14 protein-coding genes and 1 pseudogene are annotated in these 17066 nt (G+C 70.9%); 5 read left to right on the top strand and 10 right to left on the bottom strand.

All coding sequences use genetic code 11. From position 1 onward, the window contains the following. Positions 1-311: 311 nt before the first annotated feature. The 3 genes from DK412_RS02840 to DK412_RS02850 form a co-directional block, all read right to left on the bottom strand. Positions 312-2606, bottom strand: coding sequence for a TonB-dependent receptor (locus tag DK412_RS02840; protein WP_109970711.1), 2295 nt, complete (start codon positions 2604-2606; stop codon positions 312-314). Positions 2607-2676: 70 nt separating this feature from the next. Then, positions 2677-4044 carry a PepSY domain-containing protein gene (locus DK412_RS02845; RefSeq protein ID WP_109970712.1) on the bottom strand — a complete coding sequence of 456 codons (1368 nt, stop codon included), beginning with the start codon at positions 4042-4044 and terminating at the stop codon, positions 2677-2679. A gap of 48 nt (positions 4045-4092) precedes the next feature. Continuing rightward, positions 4093-4449 carry a hypothetical protein gene (locus tag DK412_RS02850; RefSeq protein ID WP_162596080.1) on the bottom strand — a complete coding sequence of 119 codons (357 nt, stop codon included), beginning with the start codon at positions 4447-4449 and terminating at the stop codon, positions 4093-4095. Positions 4450-4664: 215 nt separating this feature from the next. On the opposite strand from DK412_RS02850, the gene DK412_RS02855 reads away from it, so the two are divergent. Further along, a complete protein-coding gene (locus DK412_RS02855) occupies positions 4665-4985 on the top strand; it encodes a DUF1640 domain-containing protein (protein ID WP_109970714.1) in 321 nt (106 codons plus the stop codon). A gap of 302 nt (positions 4986-5287) precedes the next feature. After that, positions 5288-5857: a hypothetical protein gene (locus DK412_RS02860; protein WP_109970715.1), complete on the top strand. Its 570-nt coding sequence runs from the start codon at positions 5288-5290 to the stop codon at positions 5855-5857. A gap of 137 nt (positions 5858-5994) precedes the next feature. On the opposite strand, the gene DK412_RS02865 is transcribed toward DK412_RS02860, so the two are convergent. Together DK412_RS02865 and DK412_RS02870 are read right to left on the bottom strand one after the other, a co-directional pair. Then, entirely contained in the window at positions 5995-6942 is a 948-nt protein-coding gene (locus DK412_RS02865) for a glyoxylate/hydroxypyruvate reductase A (RefSeq protein WP_109970716.1), read from the bottom strand. A 13-nt stretch (positions 6943-6955) separates the two neighbouring features. Further along, positions 6956-8164, bottom strand: coding sequence for a pyridoxal phosphate-dependent aminotransferase (locus DK412_RS02870; protein ID WP_109970717.1), 1209 nt, complete (start codon positions 8162-8164; stop codon positions 6956-6958). Between the two features lie 175 nt (positions 8165-8339). On the opposite strand from DK412_RS02870, the gene DK412_RS02875 reads away from it, so the two are divergent. After that, positions 8340-9143: an alpha/beta hydrolase family protein gene (locus DK412_RS02875; RefSeq protein WP_245447398.1), complete on the top strand. Its 804-nt coding sequence runs from the start codon at positions 8340-8342 to the stop codon at positions 9141-9143. A 276-nt stretch (positions 9144-9419) separates the two neighbouring features. Here DK412_RS02875 and DK412_RS02880 read toward each other — a convergent pair whose 3' ends face one another. The 5 genes from DK412_RS02880 to DK412_RS02900 form a co-directional block, all read right to left on the bottom strand. Further along, positions 9420-10733 (bottom strand): dicarboxylate/amino acid:cation symporter, encoded by a 1314-nt coding sequence (locus DK412_RS02880; protein ID WP_109970719.1) that lies wholly within the window; start codon positions 10731-10733, stop codon positions 9420-9422. Between the two features lie 117 nt (positions 10734-10850). Beyond that, a complete protein-coding gene (aspA, locus tag DK412_RS02885) occupies positions 10851-12266 on the bottom strand; it encodes an aspartate ammonia-lyase (RefSeq protein ID WP_109970720.1) in 1416 nt (471 codons plus the stop codon). A 197-nt stretch (positions 12267-12463) separates the two neighbouring features. Then, positions 12464-13363: a LysR substrate-binding domain-containing protein gene (locus DK412_RS02890; RefSeq protein ID WP_109970721.1), complete on the bottom strand. Its 900-nt coding sequence runs from the start codon at positions 13361-13363 to the stop codon at positions 12464-12466. 304 nt (positions 13364-13667) lie between these two features. Then, positions 13668-14654 carry a hypothetical protein gene (locus tag DK412_RS02895; protein ID WP_109970722.1) on the bottom strand — a complete coding sequence of 329 codons (987 nt, stop codon included), beginning with the start codon at positions 14652-14654 and terminating at the stop codon, positions 13668-13670. 119 nt (positions 14655-14773) lie between these two features. After that, a complete protein-coding gene (locus tag DK412_RS02900; RefSeq protein WP_245447399.1) occupies positions 14774-15469 on the bottom strand; it encodes an alpha-ketoglutarate-dependent dioxygenase AlkB in 696 nt (231 codons plus the stop codon). Between the two features lie 82 nt (positions 15470-15551). Here DK412_RS02900 and DK412_RS02905 point away from each other — a divergent pair. Both DK412_RS02905 and DK412_RS31320 read left to right on the top strand, forming a co-directional pair. Then, a pseudogene (locus tag DK412_RS02905) lies at positions 15552-16462 on the top strand (DMT family transporter). A 219-nt stretch (positions 16463-16681) separates the two neighbouring features. Beyond that, positions 16682-16813, top strand: coding sequence for a hypothetical protein (locus DK412_RS31320; protein ID WP_280953971.1), 132 nt, complete (start codon positions 16682-16684; stop codon positions 16811-16813). Positions 16814-17066: the final 253 nt, after the last annotated feature.

The raw sequence follows: 17066 nt of genomic DNA on the forward strand, positions 1-17066 counted from the left end.
CTTGGCTGAGTCGGTGCTTGGGCTGCCGTCCTCGCGCCGTTCGCGCGTGGCAGCGTCTATCGCAACGGCAATTCCAGCTCCCACCACCCCTTTCCCGGACGACTGAAGCGATAGCGGAAGGAGATCCGGGATCCAGGAGAGAAGTGCCGCGAAGCGGCTCTTTATGCTGCACCGTTGCAGACACAAGGACGCTTCGCGACTTCTCATGCTGGATCCCGGATCTCCTTCCGCTGACGCTTCAGTCGTCCGGGAAAGGGGGGTGGCTTGCGATGGAGGTCGGTGAGGATCCATCGCGCCGATCGCAAGGGTGCTCAGAACGCCAGCTTCATCCCCCCGACAAAACTCCGCGGCGCGCCCGCGAAGATCGTACCGGTGGTGCTGGCGAGCACGCCGGCGCCGTTCTGCAGCCCGGTCACCGCGCTGATCGAGTTCGCCAGCGGCTGGGCCGAGGCGATGTACGTCGTATCGAGCAGGTTGCGCACCTCGACGTAGAGGCTGAGGCGCTTGGCGTACGATCCGGCGAGGTCCGTGTCGTAGTGGATGTTGGCGTTGAGGATCGTGTAGCCCGGCGCCCGCAGCAGGTTGGCGTTGTCGAGGAAGAAGCCGTCCTGGTAGACCGCCTCGACGAAGGCGCCGAGACCCTTGAACGGTCCTGTCGGCTGGTCGTAGCCGATGCGGGCGAGGAGCTGGTGGGCCGGCACGCCCGGGATCAGGCGGCCCGCCCGGTCGAACCGCGCGGTCAAGGAACCGGCGCTCAATTGCTCGACGTAGCGGGTGTAGAACTGGTCGTTGAGGCCGTAGGCCGCGAAGGCGCGCCAGCCGGGGGAGAACGCCCACTCGGCGCCCGCCTCGATGCCGCGATGCTCCGAGGCCGGTGCGTTGAAGGTGTAGCTGAGCAGGCCCGCCCCCGGCGACTGGGTGACGAACTCGTTGCGGAAGAACTCGTAGAAGCCGGTCAGGCTCAGGCGGAGATCGGGCAGGGGCGACCACTCGGCCCCGAGGTCGAAGCCGAGATTGGTCTGGGTGCGCAGGTCGGTGTTGTTGCCCGGCACGCCGGCCGGCGTCACGAACAGCACGCTCGCCGCAGGCGTCGCGTAGCCGGTGGCGACCCGGCCGCGGACCGCGAGAGAGTCGTCGGGCCGGTAGACCAGCGCCAATTCCGGCGCCACGTTGAGGAAGCTGCGATCAATTTGGGCCAGGGCCTGGGTCGTGCCGCCGGCCGAGTAGCCGTAGGTGAGGGTGCGTCCTGTCAGCCAGGTGTTCTCCGCCGAGACGCCGACGACACCGGTCCATTGCTCGGAGAGCGCGATCTCGGCCCGGGCCCGGCCGCCGAGATTCGACTGCAACGCCTCCTGGTTGCTCACGAGCGTGCCGAGCCGCGGACCGCCATAGGGCGCGCGGTTGTAGAGCGCGATGTGGTTGTCGATGGCGCTGTAGGACAACGCCGCGTAGCCGACGACCGGCAGGCCGAAGAGTTGAGTGCGGTGCGTGATGTCCGAGAGGACAGTGTAGGACGGATAGCTGCCGCGCGACGACGAGGTGTAGAACGGCTGGTCGAAGTTGCGCTCGTCGAAGCCGACCTGGCTGCGCCAAGTCGTGTTGGCGTCGATGTCGTGCTCCCAGCGCCCGGCGATGAGCGTGCGCCGGTCGTTGCGGCCGAAGGCGCCCTCGTCCGCCGTCACCGGCACGGTGGCGCCGAAGGCGCCGTTGCGAAAGAGGTTGAAGGTGCTGCAGCCGACAGCCGCCGTCGCGGCGCTGGCGCAGCCGCGCTGGTAGGGGTTGATCCGGTACTGCGCCAGCGACGAGCGGGCGGGCAGGTCGACATCGACGAGGTTGTTGATGACCTTCAGGGTGAAGCGGTTGTCCGGAGTCGGGGTGTAGCTCGCCAGCAGGTTGACGGTCTGGGTGTTGGCGCTGGCATGGTCCTGGAAGCCGTTGAGGCGGAAATCGCTGGCGAACAGGCTGACCTCGTAGGGACCGCTGACCCCGCCGACCGTGACGTAGTGGTTCAGGTAGCCGAAGCTGCCGGCGTCAGCGCCGATCTCGTAGCCGTCGATCTCGCGGCCGGTGCGGGTGCGGAAGGCGATCGCCCCGCCGGTGGCGTAGTTGCCGAACAGGGGGGATTGCGGCCCGCGGAAGACGTCGATGCGCGAATAGGCCCGCGGATCGGTGAGGTCGAAGCGCGAGGCGCCGTCGGCTTGCGTGACGACGAAGCCGTCCTCCAGCGCCACCATGTTCTTGATGACGCCGGTCGAGCGGGCGTTGTTGCCGCGGATCGACACCACCACGTCGCGCGGCCCGTTGCCCTGGCGCACGCTGACGCCGGGGCTGTTGACGAGCACCTGGCCGACGCTGGTCGCCGGGCGGTTGGCGATCACGTCCTGCCGGCCGATCGCCGTGACGATCTCGCCGACCGGGCGCTCGATCACGCTCGGGGCCGACCCCGGCGGGGCGGCGACGCCGAAGGCGGGACCGGGCGGGCTCGCCCCGGCGACCGAGATCTCGTCGAGGGCGATGGTTTCCTGCGCCAGTGCGGCGCCCGGGGCGATCGTGAGAAGGAGGGCGAGCGCGCGCGGGCGCAGGCCGGAACCGGGGAGGGGCGGCATCGGACGTCTCGTGAAGAAGCGGGAGAGGCGGCGCGCGAGCGCCGGCCAGGGGTCGCGTCAGGGGGGCGCGTCAGGCCGTCGCCGGCCGCCGGAGGCCGCGCCGCAGGCCGAGCCACGCGGCGTCGAGGGCGATCATCGCCAGGATCGCCAGTCCGGTCAGGGGGAAGAGGATCCCCATCGCCACGACGAGGCCGGTGACGGCGCCGATTGCACGGCGGTCGTCGGGCCAGGCCGGCACGCCGAGGCGGCCCGCGGGGCGGCGCTTCCACCACATCACCGCGGCGGTGACGGCGAGCAGGATCGTGGCGAGGCAGAAGGCCAGCATCAGCAACTGGTTGAGCCGCCCGGCGACCTCGCCCTTGTGCAGCCCGATCCCGTACTGGATCCCGCGCCCGACGAGCCCGATATCGGCAAACCGCACGTTCACCAGCGGCCGGCCGCTATACTGGTCGAGGGAGATCATCCGCTGGCGGGTAACGTCGCGCGGATAGGCGGCGGCCGCGTAGACGCCGGTCGGCCCCTCCGGCAGCGCCAGCTCGTAGCCCGCCGGCATGCCGAGATCGGTCAGGATCTCGGCCGCCCGGTCGATGCCGATCGGCACGCCGTCGCGGCTGTCGGAGCGCGGCAGCGGCGCGGCCTCGAGGGCCCAGCCGGTCTGGTCGAGCACCGCGCCCATCGGCAGCGTCGAGACCGGCACTCCGGCCCAGAGCGCGTTCGGCTGGCCGAGCCCGGCGCGGTTCGACACCGCCCGGACCTGCTCGCCCCACAGGATCGACCACGGCAGGCCGGTGGCGGCGAGGAAGAACAGGCCGGCCCCGGCGACGAAGCCGGTGACCGCGTGCAGGTCGCGCCACCAGACCCGCCGCGCCGGCGTACCCCTCACCGAGACGACACCGCCGGACTGGCCACGCGGCCACCACAGGTAGATCCCGCTGAGCACGAGGATCAGCGTGAAGCCGGCCACGGCCTCGATCAGGCCGTTCGCCACCGGCCCGAAGAAGGCGAGGCTGTGCAGCCGGCGCACCACCATCATCGCCTCCTCGCTGCGCCCGACCCGGTCGAGGACCGCGCCGTCGTAAGGGTCGAGGTAGACGAGGGTTTTGCCCTTACGCCCCGCCATGGTGACGATGGCCGTGCGGTCGGGGGCCTCCGGGCCGGCATAGGTCGTCGGCTGGGCGTCCGGCACCGCCTCGGCGGCGATGAAGACCAGCCGCTCCGGCGACAAAGGCGCCGTCGCGCGCACCGGCACGAGGGTGCGGTGGGCAAACAGCGTGCGGTTGATCTCGTCCTTGAACAGGTAGACCGAGCCGGTCGCCGACAGGAGGACCAGGAACGGCAGGCAGAGGAGGCCGGCATAGAAGTGCCAGCGCCACACCGCGCGATGCAGGGCATCGCGCAGGCGGGCGCGCCCCGGGGCCGGGGCGGAGGAGACGGGCATGGGTCGAGGATCCGAAAGGCTCAGTGATCGATGCGGGTTCGCGGTCGATCAGGCCTGCGGCGGTCCTCGTGGGCTGGCGCTCGCGTCGGGCGGTGCGCGCGCCGGGCGCTCGTCGGCGGCGGGCGGGACGCGCTCGGCGAGGCCCGGGCGGTCCCAGGCGAGGTGGAAGGCGAGGAGGAGCGGGCCCGCGAGGACGACGGGGTGGGCCGCGACGCAGCAGGCGAGGGCGCAGTGGGTGCCGCCCTGCGGGACGCCGTCCGTCCCCTCGCCATGGCAGATCACCGCGCCCGGAGCCGCCTGGGCCGGCACGGGGGCGAGGGCGCCGAGCAGCACCTGCAGGCACAGCGCGTAGAGCGCGACCACCGCGATGGTCGCGCGACCGATCGACCGTGTCGGTGGGTTCACGCGCATGCCGGAGGGGGTAGGCCGGCGGGCCGCAGAGCGTCAATGACGAAGGATGGGCGTTCAGCGGATTTTCGGCGGGTGATGCCGCGTTGCGGCGCTCCAGGCTCCGGATGGGTGCGGTCGCGGCCGTCCGGCCCTTGTACACTGACCCGAGCGCGACACTTCCAGCGCGTGCGCAGTGTGCCGGCCGGTTCCTCGCCGCGTGAGACAGTTGAATGACCGCCGTCGCCTTCGATACCCTGCGCTTCGTCCGGACCTTGCGCGACAAGGCCAGAATGTCGCCGGAGCAGGCCGAAGGTCTGGCCGAGGCGATCCAGGCCGATTTCGCCACGAAGCCCGACATCAAGGACCTCAAATCCGATATCGAGACCCTGAAGATCACGACGAGATCGGATCTGCGTGAGGCCGAGCTGCGTCTGGAGGCCAAGATCGCGGCCACGAAATCCGACATCGTCAAATGGATGACCGGTTCGACCGGTTCCCAGGCCGTCGTCCTCGTCGGCGCGATCGTGGCGCTGTCGCGCATCACCCACTGACGCGTCGCTCGAACGGGTTGGGACGTCGGGCCTTCGAGGAGGCACTTCCCTCGGCCCGGGCCGCGGCGGGCCTCTCACGCGGCCAGCTGGTAGTCCAATCCAGTATTCGGCGCAGCATGGTGCTCGAATCCGAGGCGTGGAACTGCTGCGACGAGCCGGTCGTCATGTCGGGATTCTGACCCTGGGTCAAAGGTTCGCTCCCCCGCTTTCCTGCCTCTGGCTTAAGCGCGAATTAACCGTAACGAGCGATTGTCGGCGTCAACGCTCATCCATGGCCCGACCAGGCCGACGGGACACACGTCATGGGACTCGACGTCTTCCAGAGCATTCGCGCGACGCGGCCGGGCACCGAGTGCGACCGGCTGGAGCAGAGCTTCGTCGCGAATCTCGGCGGCGTGCTCCGGTCGATCGGCGCGATCAACGCGCGCGAGGGCCTGACGCCGGTCGATGGCGCCTCCCCGCCGCGGGACTGGGACGCGCTGATCGCGCATGTCCGCAAGGCCGCGCGCGGCCCGGGCGAGGCCGACCTGCAACTCCGGGAGCGCGAGATCCGGGCCCAGACCCTGCTGCGCAGCGCCCGCAAGCGCCTCGACGAGGCCACGGCGCTGGAAGGTCAGGTCGAGTCGCGGGTGCGCGCGGCGGAAGCGAGAGCGCATGCGGCGGAGGCGAGGACGCTCGCGGCGGAGGATGCCGCCCGCGCCGCCGAGGCGCGGGCCGTCGTGATGATCGAGGCGGCCGAGGCCCGCGCGCGCCAGGCCGAGGAGGCCGCCCGCAGCGCCCTGGACTGGCTGCAGCGCCTGCAGCAGGCGGGGCCCGGCGCCGGACCGGCCGTGGCGCCGCCCCACGGCCTTCGGCTCCGGCGCGCCGCATGAGCGACGCTTGAAACCTTCTGCGTTCGTTTGATGATGCCTACAGAGCTGACACCCTGCATGTCATTCCGGGGCCGCGAAGCGGAGCCCGGAATGACATGCAGGGTTATGAGATCGATCGAGCAATCGATATCAGGCCCTCAGTACCCCCGCGCCACGTCCACGGCGGCCGGGATCCGCCCCGTGTCCCGATAGGCGCGTACGTTCCCGGAGACGACCGAGGCCGCGCTGGCCGGGGTGGTCGGCCCGGAGATGTGCGGCAGCACGGTCACGCCGGGATGGCGCCACAGGGGCGATCCGGGCGGCAGTGGCTCGACCTCGAACACGTCCAGCACCGCGTGCGAGAGCTGGCCCGCATCGAGGGCGGCGAGGAGCGCGTCGGTCGCGACGATCGGCCCGCGGCCGAAATTGATCAGCGCCGCCCCCGGCTTCATCGCGGCGAGGCGCTCGCCATCGAGGAGGCCGCGCGTCGCCTCGGTCAGCGGCAGCAGGCAGACGGCGACGTCGCTCGCCGCGAGCAGGCCGGTGAGACCCTCCGGCCCCGAGAAGCCCGTCACCCCCGGCGGCAGGTCCTTGGGCGAGCGGCTCCAGGCCGCGACCCGGAAGCCCGCCCCCGTCAGGCGCCCGGCCGCGGCGCTCCCGAGCGCCCCGAGGCCGAGAAAACCCACCGTGACCTCGGCCGGCGGCCGGTAGGCGCGCTGGCGCCAGGTTCCGGCCTCCTGCTGGCGCCGGTAGGCCGGCATGTCGCGCTGGAGGTAGTAGGTCCAGGCGAGAACCGCCTCGGCCATGGTGCGGGCGAGCTCGGGGTCGATCAGGCGGACGATCGGCACGCCGTTCCCCTTGAGATCGCGCACCAGCCGCTCGACCCCGGCCCACAGGCTCTGGATCCAGGCGAGGTTCGGCAGCAGCGCCACCTCGGCGGGATCGGGATTGGCCACGATGGCGATCCGGATCCCGGCGCGCTCCTCGGCGCTCAGGGTTCGGAACGGCCGGACGGTCTCCGCCGGCATGGCGGCGGCGAGCGCCGCCAGGAAGTCGGCTTCCTCCTCCGCGTCGAGATTGCCGAGGAAGGCGATCGGTTCGGACATCGACAGCCTCGCGTCAGCGGCCGAGAACGGGGGTGAGGCGCGCCACCGCCTCCCGGGCGAGGCCCGGGCTGATGGCGAAGCACAGGCGGATGAAGCCCTCGCCCTCCGGCCCGAAGGCGGTGCCGGGCGCGACGCCGACCTTCGCCTCCTCGAGGAGCCGGAAGGCGATGTCGAGGCTGGTCTCCCCGGGGCGCGGGGTGCCGGGGCCGGCGACACGGGCCATCAGGTAGAAGGCGCCCTCCGGCACCGACACGGTGACGCCGGGGAGCCGCGAGAGGCCGGCGACCAGGATCTCGCGGCTCTCGGCGCAGCGCGCGACCATCTGGCGGATGAAGCCGTCGCCCTCCTCCAGTGCCGTGATGGCGGCGTGCTGGATGAAGGTCGGGATCGAGGTGGTGTTGTACTGGCCGAGCTTGGCGAAGGTGGGCCCGAGCCCGCGCGGGGCAATCAGCCAGCCGGCGCGCCAGCCCGTCATCGCCCAGTTCTTCGAGAAGGTGTTGGTGACGACCAGCCGGTCGTCCTCGGTGCAGATCTGCAGGAAGGACGGGGCGATGGCGTTGCCGTAGGTGAAGTGGGCGTAGACCTCGTCGGCGATGATCCACAGGCCCCGCGCCCGGGCGAGATCGCGAAGGGCCTTCATCTCGTCGAGCGGCATGATCCAGCCGGTCGGGTTCGAGGGCGAGTTGACCACGATCACGCGGGTGCGCGGGGTGATCGCCGCCGCGATGTCGGCGAGCGGCAGGGCGAAGCGCCCGTCCCCTTGCACCCGGTAGGGCACCGTCACCGGCACCCCGCCGGTGATGCGCACGGCTTCCGCCAGGTTCGGCCAGGCCGGGGAGGGGATGATGATCTCGTCGCCGGGCTCCAGCAGCGCCTGCGCCGCCTGCATGATGGCGTTCATGCCGCCCGCGGTGACGGCGAAGCGCTCGGGCGGGACGTCCACGTCCCAGTGCCGGGCGTGGTAGGCGCTCAGCGCCTCGCGCAGGCGCGGCAGGCCGAGCGAGGTGGCGTAGCGGGTGTGCCCGGCCAGCATCGCCTTGTGGGCTGCCTCGACGATGAAGGGCGGCGTCGGCAGGTCGCCCTCGCCGATCCACAGCTTGACCACCTCGGGATCGTCCCGGCCGCGGTCGGCGACGAGGCCGATCTGGCTCGTGCCGATGCCGCGCATCCGCGGCGACAGCGTGGCCGAGAGGTCCGGTGGGGTGGTCTCCGCGTGGGTCATCGGTGGGTCGTGCCCTCGTGTCGGGGGGGAAGCGCGTCGGTGACCCTCCATAGCACCGCGGGCGCAGGGTGCGAGCCGCGCTCCGCGCATGCGTCGCCATGGACCTTGGCCGATGGATTTGGGCCGGATCGCCGCTACAACGCTCTCAAGAACGAACATTGGGAGGAACCACCGCGTGACGGTCAACCGCAGAACGGCCCTGGCGGGCGTCTCCGCCCTCGGTGCCGCCGCCCTCGCGTCCGGCGCCGCGCAGGCGCAGGGCGCGACCCCGAAAACCTACGTGCTGGTGCACGGCGCCTATGGCGGCGGCTGGATCTGGCGCGACGTCGCCGCCGGCCTGCGCCAACAGGGACACCGGGTCTACACGCCGACCCAGACCGGGCTCGGCGAGCGCAGCCACCTCCTGTCGCGCCAGATCACGGTCGACACCCATATCGAGGACGTGGCGAGCCTCATCGCCATGGAGGACCTGCGCGACGTCATTCTGGTCGGGCATTCCTATGGCGGCATGGCGGTGACCGGGGTCGCGGACCGGATGACCGACCGGATCCGCCACATCGTCTATCTCGACGCGCTGATCCCCGAGACCGGCGACACCGCCTTCACCATCCTGCCCGCCGGCATGGCGGAGGCCCGGCGCAAGACCGCCCTGGAGCAGGGCGCGGGCGTGGCGCTGCCGGTGCCCGGCCCTGAGGCTTTTCCGATCCCCGCGGGCCCGGCCAAGGACTGGTTCATGCAGCGCCTGCGGCCGCACCCGATCGGCACCTACGAGAGCCCGGTGCGCTTGAGCAAACCCGCCGGCGCCGGCCTGCCGGTCACCTACGTCGCCTACACCAACCCGGCCCTGGCCTCGATCGAGCCGAGCCGGCAGCGGGCGAAGGCGAAGGCCGGGTGGCAGTACCGGGAACTGGCGGTGCCGCACGACGTCGAGGTGCCGAACCCCGAGAAGGTGGTCGAGGTGCTGGCGGGGGTAGGGTAGGGCGGGGCGGTATTTCCCGCCGACGGACATCGAAACCTCCGCGTCATTCGGAGCTGCGCGGCGCTGATCCGAAATGACGCGGAGAGTGTTCTTCCTATCCTACCCACGATCTCATCCCGAGGTGTCAGTCGATCATCGATCGACTGACCTCGAAGGAGGCTCCAGAGATCGCTGAGACTTCTGGAGCCCCCTTCGAGGCCGCGACGCGGCACCTCGGGATGAGGTTGCGGATGGAATGAGATGGCGGCCGCCATCGACGACCGCCGGCCCTCGACCTCACGCCGCCTTGCCGGCCGGCATCGCGACCGCGGTGGGCGCGTCGACCGTCTCGTCCGCCCCCTCGTCCATCTCGCCCTGCCAGCGGGCGACCGCGGCGGTGGCGAGCCCGTTGCCGAGCACGTTGGTGACGGTGCGGCCCATGTCGAGGATCTGGTCGACGCCCATGATCAGCAGGATGCCGGCGGCGGGCAGGCCGAACATCGGCACGGTCGCGGCCACCACCACCAGCGAGGCGCGCGGCACGCCGGCGATGCCCTTGCTGGTCACCATCATGACGAGCAGCATGGTGAGCTGCTCGGTGATGCCGAGATGGATGCCGAAGGCCTGGGCGATGAACAGCGAGGCCAGCGCCTGGTACATCATCGAGCCGTCGAGGTTGAACGAGTAGCCGAGCGGCAGCACGAAGCCGGTGACGCGGGGGCGCACGCCGAATTTCTCCAGCACCTCGACGGTGCGCGGGAACGCGGCCTCGCTGCTCGCGGTCGAGAAGGCGACGATCATCGGGGTGCGCAGGAGGCGCAGGAGCCGCACGACGCTGTTGCCGAGAACGAGCCAGCCGACGCCGATGAGGAGCGCCCACAGCACGGCGAGGCCGAGATAGAACACGGCGATGAACTTGCCGTAATCGATGAGCACGCCGAGGCCCTGGATGGTGACGACCGAGGCCATGGCGGCGAAGACCGCGAGGGGAGCCACCTGCATCACCGCGTCGGTGACCTTGAACATCACCTGCGCCAGCCCGTTCAGCATGTGGATCATCGGGTCGGCGTAACGGCGGTCGATGGCGCTGAGGCCGAAGCCGAAGAACACCGAGAAGACCAGGATCTGCAGCACCTCGTTCGTCGCCATCGCCGACACGATGCTGGTCGGGAAGACGTGGGTGATGAACTCGCGCAGGTTGATCGAGGCGGCCTTGAGGCCCGTCTGCGCCCCCGCATCCGGCAGCGGCAGGCCGAGGCTGGCGCCGGGCTGGAAGAGATTGGCGACGAGGAAGCCGAGCGACAGCGAGACGATCGAGGCGGTGAGGAACCAGCCCATGGCGAGGCCCGCGACGCGGCCGACCGCCTTGGTGTCGCCGAAGCTCGCGATGCCCGACACGATGGTGGCGAAGACCAGAGGCGCGATGATCATCTTGATCAGCCGCAGGAAGATGTCGGTGCCGATGGTGAAGTAGCCGGCGATCTCCTTCGCTTCCGCGGGGCTTCCCGCCATGCCGTGCAGACCTGCGCCGACGGCGACGCCGAGCGCCAGCCCGAGTCCGGTATAGAGCGTCAGCCGGCCCGAGCGTCCGGTCGATTCAACCTGTGCCATGTGTCGTGGTCCTCCCAAGGGTGAACGGATGTGCGGCAAGGGCCCCGGGCGCGAGATGAGCGCGCCCGAGGTTTCCCGCAGATGTCTGGCGTTTCCGTCCGTGAAATGGCAGCTCTCTCAGAGTGCCGTCAGGGCCTGCGGGCGCGTCAGCTGGTCGGGTTGGAGTACCCGGTCGAGCTGGTCTCTGGCCATCAGCCGCTTCTCGAGCACGAGATCGTAGACGCCCCGGCCCGTGGCGTGCGCCTCCATAGCGACGGCGGTGGCGTTGCGATAGCCGATATAGGGGTTGAGCGCCGTCACAATGCCGATCGAGTTCTCGACGCTGGCGCGCAGGCGCTCGCGGTTCGCCGTGATGCCGCGCACGCAATGGACGTCGAGGGTGCGGCAGGCCGCCTCCAGATGGGCGAGGCTGCGGAACAGGCTGTAGGCGATCACCGGCTCGAAGGCGTTGAGCTGGAGCTGGCCCGCTTCCGCCGCGAAGGTGATGGTGACGTCGTTGCCGATCACCTCGAACGCGACCTGGTTGACGACCTCCGGGATCACCGGGTTGACCTTGCCGGGCATGATCGAGGAGCCGGCCTGGCGCGCCGGCAGGTTGATCTCGTTGAAGCCCGCCCGCGGCCCGCTCGAGAGCAGGCGCAGGTCGTTGCAGGTCTTCGACAGCTTGACGGCGACGCGCTTGAGCACCCCCGAGACCTGCACGAAGGCGCCGCAATCCTGCGTCGCCTCGACGAGGTCCTCCGCGGTGATCAGCGGGATCTCCGTGATGGCCGAGAGCCGCTCGCGCACGAGGCCGGCATAGAGCGGGTGCGCGGTGATGCCGGTGCCGATCGCGGTGGCGCCGAGATTGATCTCGCGGATCAGGAGTTCCGCCTCGCCGAGGCGGGCCTCGTCCTCGGCCAGCATCCGCGCGTAGGTGCCGAATTCCTGGCCGAGCGTCATCGGCACCGCGTCCTGGAGCTGGGTGCGGCCCATCTTGAGGACGTCGCGGAATTCATACGACTTCGCCTCGAAGCTCGTCCGCAGGGCCGCCATCGCGTCGACGAGGCGGCGGATCGCCCCGATCCCGGCGATCTTGAGCGCCGTCGGGTACACGTCGTTGGTGCTCTGGCCCATGTTGACGTGCTCGTTCGGGTGCAGCCGCCCGTAATCGCCGCGGGTGGCGCCCAGCTTCTCGAGCGCCCGGTTGGCGATCACCTCGTTGGCGTTCATGTTGGTCGAGGTGCCGGCCCCGCCCTGGATCTGGTCGACCACGAACTGGTCGTGCAGGGCGCCGCCCCGGATCTCGAGGCAGGCCGCCACGATGGCGTCGCAGCGCTCGGAATCGAGCAGCCCCAGCTCGCGGTTGGCGAGGGCCGCCGCCTGCTTGATCGCCGCGAGCGCCCGGATCAGGTCGGGGCAGGTGGCGAGCGTCGTGCCGGTGATCGGAAAGTTCTCGACGGCGCGCAGGGTGTGGATGCCGTAATAGGCGCTCTCCGGCACCTCCCGGTCGCCCAGAAGGTCGTGCTCGATGCGGGTCGCTGTGGCGGTCAAGGCGGGCTCCTGGCGGATTTCGGGCGCGCGGCCGCGAGCCGGCGCGCCGGGTGGCGCGCAGGCGGCGAGGCCGCGTCGAAGGGGCGGTATGGGGCCGGGACCGGGTGGGTTCCGCCAAGGGAACCGCGGCGCCGTCACCGGATGGCGGCGGAATAATCCCGCATCGTCGGCGCCGCCAATGCTATGTTCGCGATGAACTATTCCGCATCCGAATAGTTTGGCGCGTCCTCCGCGGCGACGGCCCAGACCTCGTCGAGGAAGGATCGGTGGCGCTCGGCGCTGCGGTAGAGCCGGATGTCCATCGGCATCTCGCGGCCGAGCACCGTCAGGGCGCCGGCCCGGATCTCGGGCTCGACCAGGCTGCGCGGCAGCCAGGCGATGCCGTGGCCGCCGAGCGCCATCGAGCGCAGGGCCTCGGCCATCGAGTTCTCGTTGGTGTGGACCGGGTAGGTCGCCGGCGCGTCCTCGGCGGATTGCGCGATGCCGGCCAGCCGCCCGAGGAACGAGCCGCGGGAATATTGCAGCAGCGGCAGCCGGCCGCGCGCATCCGGCACCAGCCCGCCCGGGGAGGCCACCGCCGCCAGGCTGTCGCGGCCGACGACCCGGCAGGGATAGCGCGCGGGGTCGAGCGGGATCGGGATGCCCGGGTGGTGATAGGTCAGGAGCAGGTCGTAGCCGCCCTCGACGAGGGCCTGGACGCAGATGTTGAAGTTGTCCGGCAGCACCCGGCTCGCCACCGGCCCGAGGGCGTCACGGATGCGCCCGAGCCAGCGCGGCAGGAACGACAGGCAGAGCGAGTGGAGCGCCGTGATCGTCACCACCGGCAGCCCGGCGCCGTCGCTGCGGGCGCGGAAATCGGCCCGGCTCAGGGTGAGCAGCCGCACCACCTCCTCGGCGGTCTCGAGGAACTGGCGCCCGTCGGCGGTGAGCGTGATCGGGTAGGTGCTGCGGTCGAGGAGGGCGGTGCCGAGCCAGACTTCCAGCGAGCGGATGCGCCGGCTGAAGGCCGACTGTGTGACGGCGCGGGCCTCCGCCGAGCGCGAGAAGCTGCGGGTCTCGGCGAGGCTCAAGAAATCCTCGATCCACTTGAGTTCCATCGCGGTCGTCCGGGTGGGCGGGGGCGCATGCGCTTCCCGCCTCCGCCGTCTCACGCTACGGGGCGATAGTCTATTGGTCGGGCACGCAGGTCGACAACTCTCTGCGTCATCCCCCGGGCTCGCCGAAAGGCGAGAACCCGGCATCCATAACCGCTGACGATGCAAGACCGAGCGGGAAGGTTTCCGCCTCTTCCCGAAACCTCAGCGGTTATGGATCGCGGGTACCGCTGTCGCGGCCCCGGATGCCATCGAGGGTGGAAAGCCCGTCGAGCGACACCGGCGGTCTCCCGGAAACAGACCTCGTTCAGAACGTGATCGCGTCCACCACCTTGCGGAAGCGCGGCAGCATCGTCTCGCGGTCCTGAGCGCGCACCACGCCGACGGCGCGGAAATAGCCGTCGGGCTGGAAGCGGATGGTCTGCGACACCACCACCGGCGTGCCCGACGGCACGTCGGTGGCGCGCGCCACGATCTCGTGCCAGTCGGCGCCGTTCTGGCGGAAGCCCTGCGAGCGCTCGATCGCGAAGTCCTTCATGGTCTGGTTCGAGTACAGCGCGGCCTTGGCGAAGGCGTCGCGCTGCTCGGCCGACGGCGCCGGCTGCACCGCCTCGGCCAGCACCAGGATCGGCTGCTCCAGGTTCATCATCTGGTCCTTCGGCCCGTCGGTGTAGAGCACCGAGTTGCCGCCGAGCACCCGCACCGGGCGGAAGCCCGCGGTCTCGGTGACCCGGAAGGGCAGCGCCGCGACCTGCTGGTCGAGGGTGAGGGCCGGGCGCACCCGCACGCTGGTCAGCATCGCGCGCATCGCCTCGTCGGACTCCGCCGCCGGCAGGGTCTGGCCGATGATGATGCCGGTCACGGTCGGGTCCGAGACGAGGAAGACCCACTTGTGCAGGGCCGGCGCGCCGGCGGGCTGCTCGATCGGCTGCTCGCCGGTGAACAGCAGGCCCTCGCGCCCGTCGGCGAGCTTCAGGGGCTCGCGGGTCTTCACCACGAGGCCCTGGCTCTTCAGGTTCTCGTCGGTGAAGTTGGCGGTGAGGTCCTTGTAGGCCTGGGGCGGCAGCTCGACCACCGAGACCGTGGCGCCGCCGGCCTGCCGCTCGAAGCCGGTGAAGCGGCGCGACACCACCATGTCCTCGGCCGGCTCGAAGCCGAAGCGCGAGCCCGGCGGGTAGACCGGATCGGCGGCCAGCGCCCCTGTCGGCAGGGCGGCCAGGACGGAGAGGAGCGCGAGCACGCGCAGCGATAAGGAACTCGTGCGCCGCGACGTTGAACGGACGCGCAGCGACATGACACGCGGCGACAGGGGACTCGTCGGCATCGGACTCGTCTCTGGGTTGGCGAGAGGCCGCCCGGGATCGGGCATCGTCTCGGACTTCGCCGGATGCGTCGGCCGTGCGCGCCGCTCTGTCAAGCGGGGCGGATCGCCGAGACGCGCCGCAAGGTCAGGTTGAGGCGCCCGCCCGCCGCCACCGCCCCGGGCAGGACCGGCGCGGATTCGGCGGTCAGGAGATCGGCGGGCATGATGCGGTCGACGCCGTGGAAGATCAGGCGCGAGGGCCCGCCGATCACCAGGGCGTCACCGGAGGACAGCCGCACCGAGCGGGTCGGATCGGAGCGCTGGAGGCCGCCGTAGCGGAAGAGCGCGGTCGCCCCGAGCGACAGGGAGAGGACGGGGGCCGAGAGCTCCGCCTCGTCCCGGTCCTGGTGCAGGCCCATCCGGGTGCCGGGGGCGTAGAGGTTGACGAGGCAGGCCTCCGGCTCCGCCGGGCCGCCGGCGAGCTCGGCCCAGGCCTTGAGCACGGCTGCCGGCATTGCCGGCCAGGGCCGGCCGGTGTCCGGGTGCGTCGCCTGGTAGCGGTAGCCCGCCCGGTCGGAGACCCAGCCGAGGGGGCCGCAATTCGTCATCCGCACCGAGAACGGCTTGCCGGTGCGCGGCATCGCCGGCGTGAAGGGCGGGGCCTCCTCCAGTACGGCCGCGAGGTCGTCCGCGAGGGCGCCTTGCGCCGCGGCGTCGAGGTAGCCCGGGTAATGGAGCAGGCCGGGGGCGAGTTCGATCTTGGCACGGTCGATCCTGGCACGGTCGTTCTCGGGACTCTCGATCACGGCGCGCTCCTCCGGCGGATGGCGCCGTGTCCTAGCCGATTCCCGCGTGAACCGGCAGGCCCGGGCATGCTAGGCCCGGGACATGACGATTCGCTCGGCCACCCTGATCGGCTCCGGCGCCATCCTGCTCTGGTCGCTGCTCGCCCTGTTCACCGCCGCTTCCGGCGCGGTGCCGCCGTTCCAGCTCGCCGCCATGACCTTTCTGGTCGGCGGGCTCCTCGGCTGCGCCAGCTGGATCGTGCGGCCCTCGGGGTTGTCGGCCCTGCGCCAGCCCCTCTCGGTGTGGGCGCTCGGGATCGTCGGGCTGTTCGGCTACCACGCGCTCTACTTCGCGGCCCTGCGCCTCGCGCCGCCGGCGGAGGCCGGGCTCATCAGCTATCTCTGGCCGCTCCTGATCGTACTGTTCTCCGCACTCCTGCCGGGGGAGGGGGCTTGCGCGCGGCGCACCTCGCCGGGGCGCTGCTGGGTCTCGCCGGCGTCGTCACGCTCTTCCTCGGCCGCGGCTCGCTCAGCTTCGAGGCCGCCGCGCTTCCGGGCTACGCCGCGGCTCTGGCCTGCGCCTTCCTGTGGTCGGGCTACTCGGTGCTGTCGCGCCGGGTCGGCGCGGTGCCGACCGACGCGGTGGCGGGCTTCTGCCTCGCGACGGCGGGCTTGAGCCTCGTCTGCCACCTCGCCTTCGAGCGCACGGTGTGGCCGCAAGGAGCGGCGCAATGGGCGGCGGTCGCGGCGCTCGGCCTCGGGCCGGTCGGGGCGGCGTTCTACCTCTGGGACATCGGCGTCAAGCGCGGCGACATCCGCCTCCTCGGCGTCGGCTCCTACGCCGCGCCGGTGCTCTCCACCCTGATCCTCGTCGCCGCGGGCTACGCCCCGGCGACGTGGTCGCTGGCACTGGCCTGCGGGCTCATCGTGGCCGGGGCGCTGGTGGCGACGCGGGCGGGGGCCGGGCGGGAGGCGGTTCCAGGCGGCAAGGTTCATGATCCGGTCCGACACTGAGCAGACCAAGCCGCCCTGCGCGAGCCCATCTTCTCGTCACTCCACTAGAGCATTTTCCGACGAAGTGGATACCGGTTCGTCGCAGAAAATGCGGCAAAACCAAAGACCTGGAGAAGCTTCGCGATTGCGGAGCGATCGTGAAGCGCTCTAGTGACCCGAAGGGCCGGATGAGTCCACCTGCCGCTCCTGCCTCAGCTGTGATGGCTGGAGGAGATGCCGATGGAGATCAAGCCTTTGGCCGACGGCGCCGGACAGCAAAGAGCCCGCCGCAAGGTGATCCCGGGCGAGCTGAAGGAAGTCCCCGAGAGGTCCATGCTGCCAGCCGGAACGACGAGCAACACGCATATTTGACAACGTCTGACCTCCCGCAGGTGCCGAGACCCTGGCACGAGGGTCCGCTCCCCACCGAGGCCGTGTGAAAACTCAGAGCCCATAGAAGGATCTTCCCTCGCGCCGTCTTGGCCGCCCCGTTCAGGGGATCCTGACGCCATCCCGGCCGCCATCCAGGATGCTCGAATGGCGACAGCGCGGAAGAATGTTCTACAATCTCGGAGCGCGCCCGAGTTTTCACACAGCCTTCACCCATAGCGGACGTTCGCAGGAC

It is taken from the genome of Methylobacterium sp. 17Sr1-1, from assembly GCF_003173775.1.
Classification (GTDB): domain Bacteria; phylum Pseudomonadota; class Alphaproteobacteria; order Rhizobiales; family Beijerinckiaceae; genus Methylobacterium.

Bases quoted from the DNA above. Each gene is read 5' to 3' on its own strand.
- DK412_RS02840 (WP_109970711.1), bottom strand. From the start codon at position 2,606: ATGCCGCCCCTCCCCGGTTCCGGCCTGCGCCCGCGCGCGCTCGCCCTC.
- DK412_RS02845 (WP_109970712.1), bottom strand. From the start codon at position 4,044: ATGCCCGTCTCCTCCGCCCCGGCCCCGGGGCGCGCCCGCCTGCGCGAT.
- DK412_RS02855 (WP_109970714.1), top strand. From the start codon at position 4,665: ATGACCGCCGTCGCCTTCGATACCCTGCGCTTCGTCCGGACCTTGCGC.
- DK412_RS02860 (WP_109970715.1), top strand. From the start codon at position 5,288: ATGGGACTCGACGTCTTCCAGAGCATTCGCGCGACGCGGCCGGGCACC.
- DK412_RS02865 (WP_109970716.1), bottom strand. From the start codon at position 6,942: ATGTCCGAACCGATCGCCTTCCTCGGCAATCTCGACGCGGAGGAGGAA.
- DK412_RS02870 (WP_109970717.1), bottom strand. From the start codon at position 8,164: ATGACCCACGCGGAGACCACCCCACCGGACCTCTCGGCCACGCTGTCG.
- DK412_RS02880 (WP_109970719.1), bottom strand. From the start codon at position 10,733: ATGGCACAGGTTGAATCGACCGGACGCTCGGGCCGGCTGACGCTCTAT.
- DK412_RS02890 (WP_109970721.1), bottom strand. From the start codon at position 13,363: ATGGAACTCAAGTGGATCGAGGATTTCTTGAGCCTCGCCGAGACCCGC.
- DK412_RS02895 (WP_109970722.1), bottom strand. From the start codon at position 14,654: ATGTCGCTGCGCGTCCGTTCAACGTCGCGGCGCACGAGTTCCTTATCG.
- DK412_RS31320 (WP_280953971.1), top strand. From the start codon at position 16,682: ATGGAGATCAAGCCTTTGGCCGACGGCGCCGGACAGCAAAGAGCCCGC.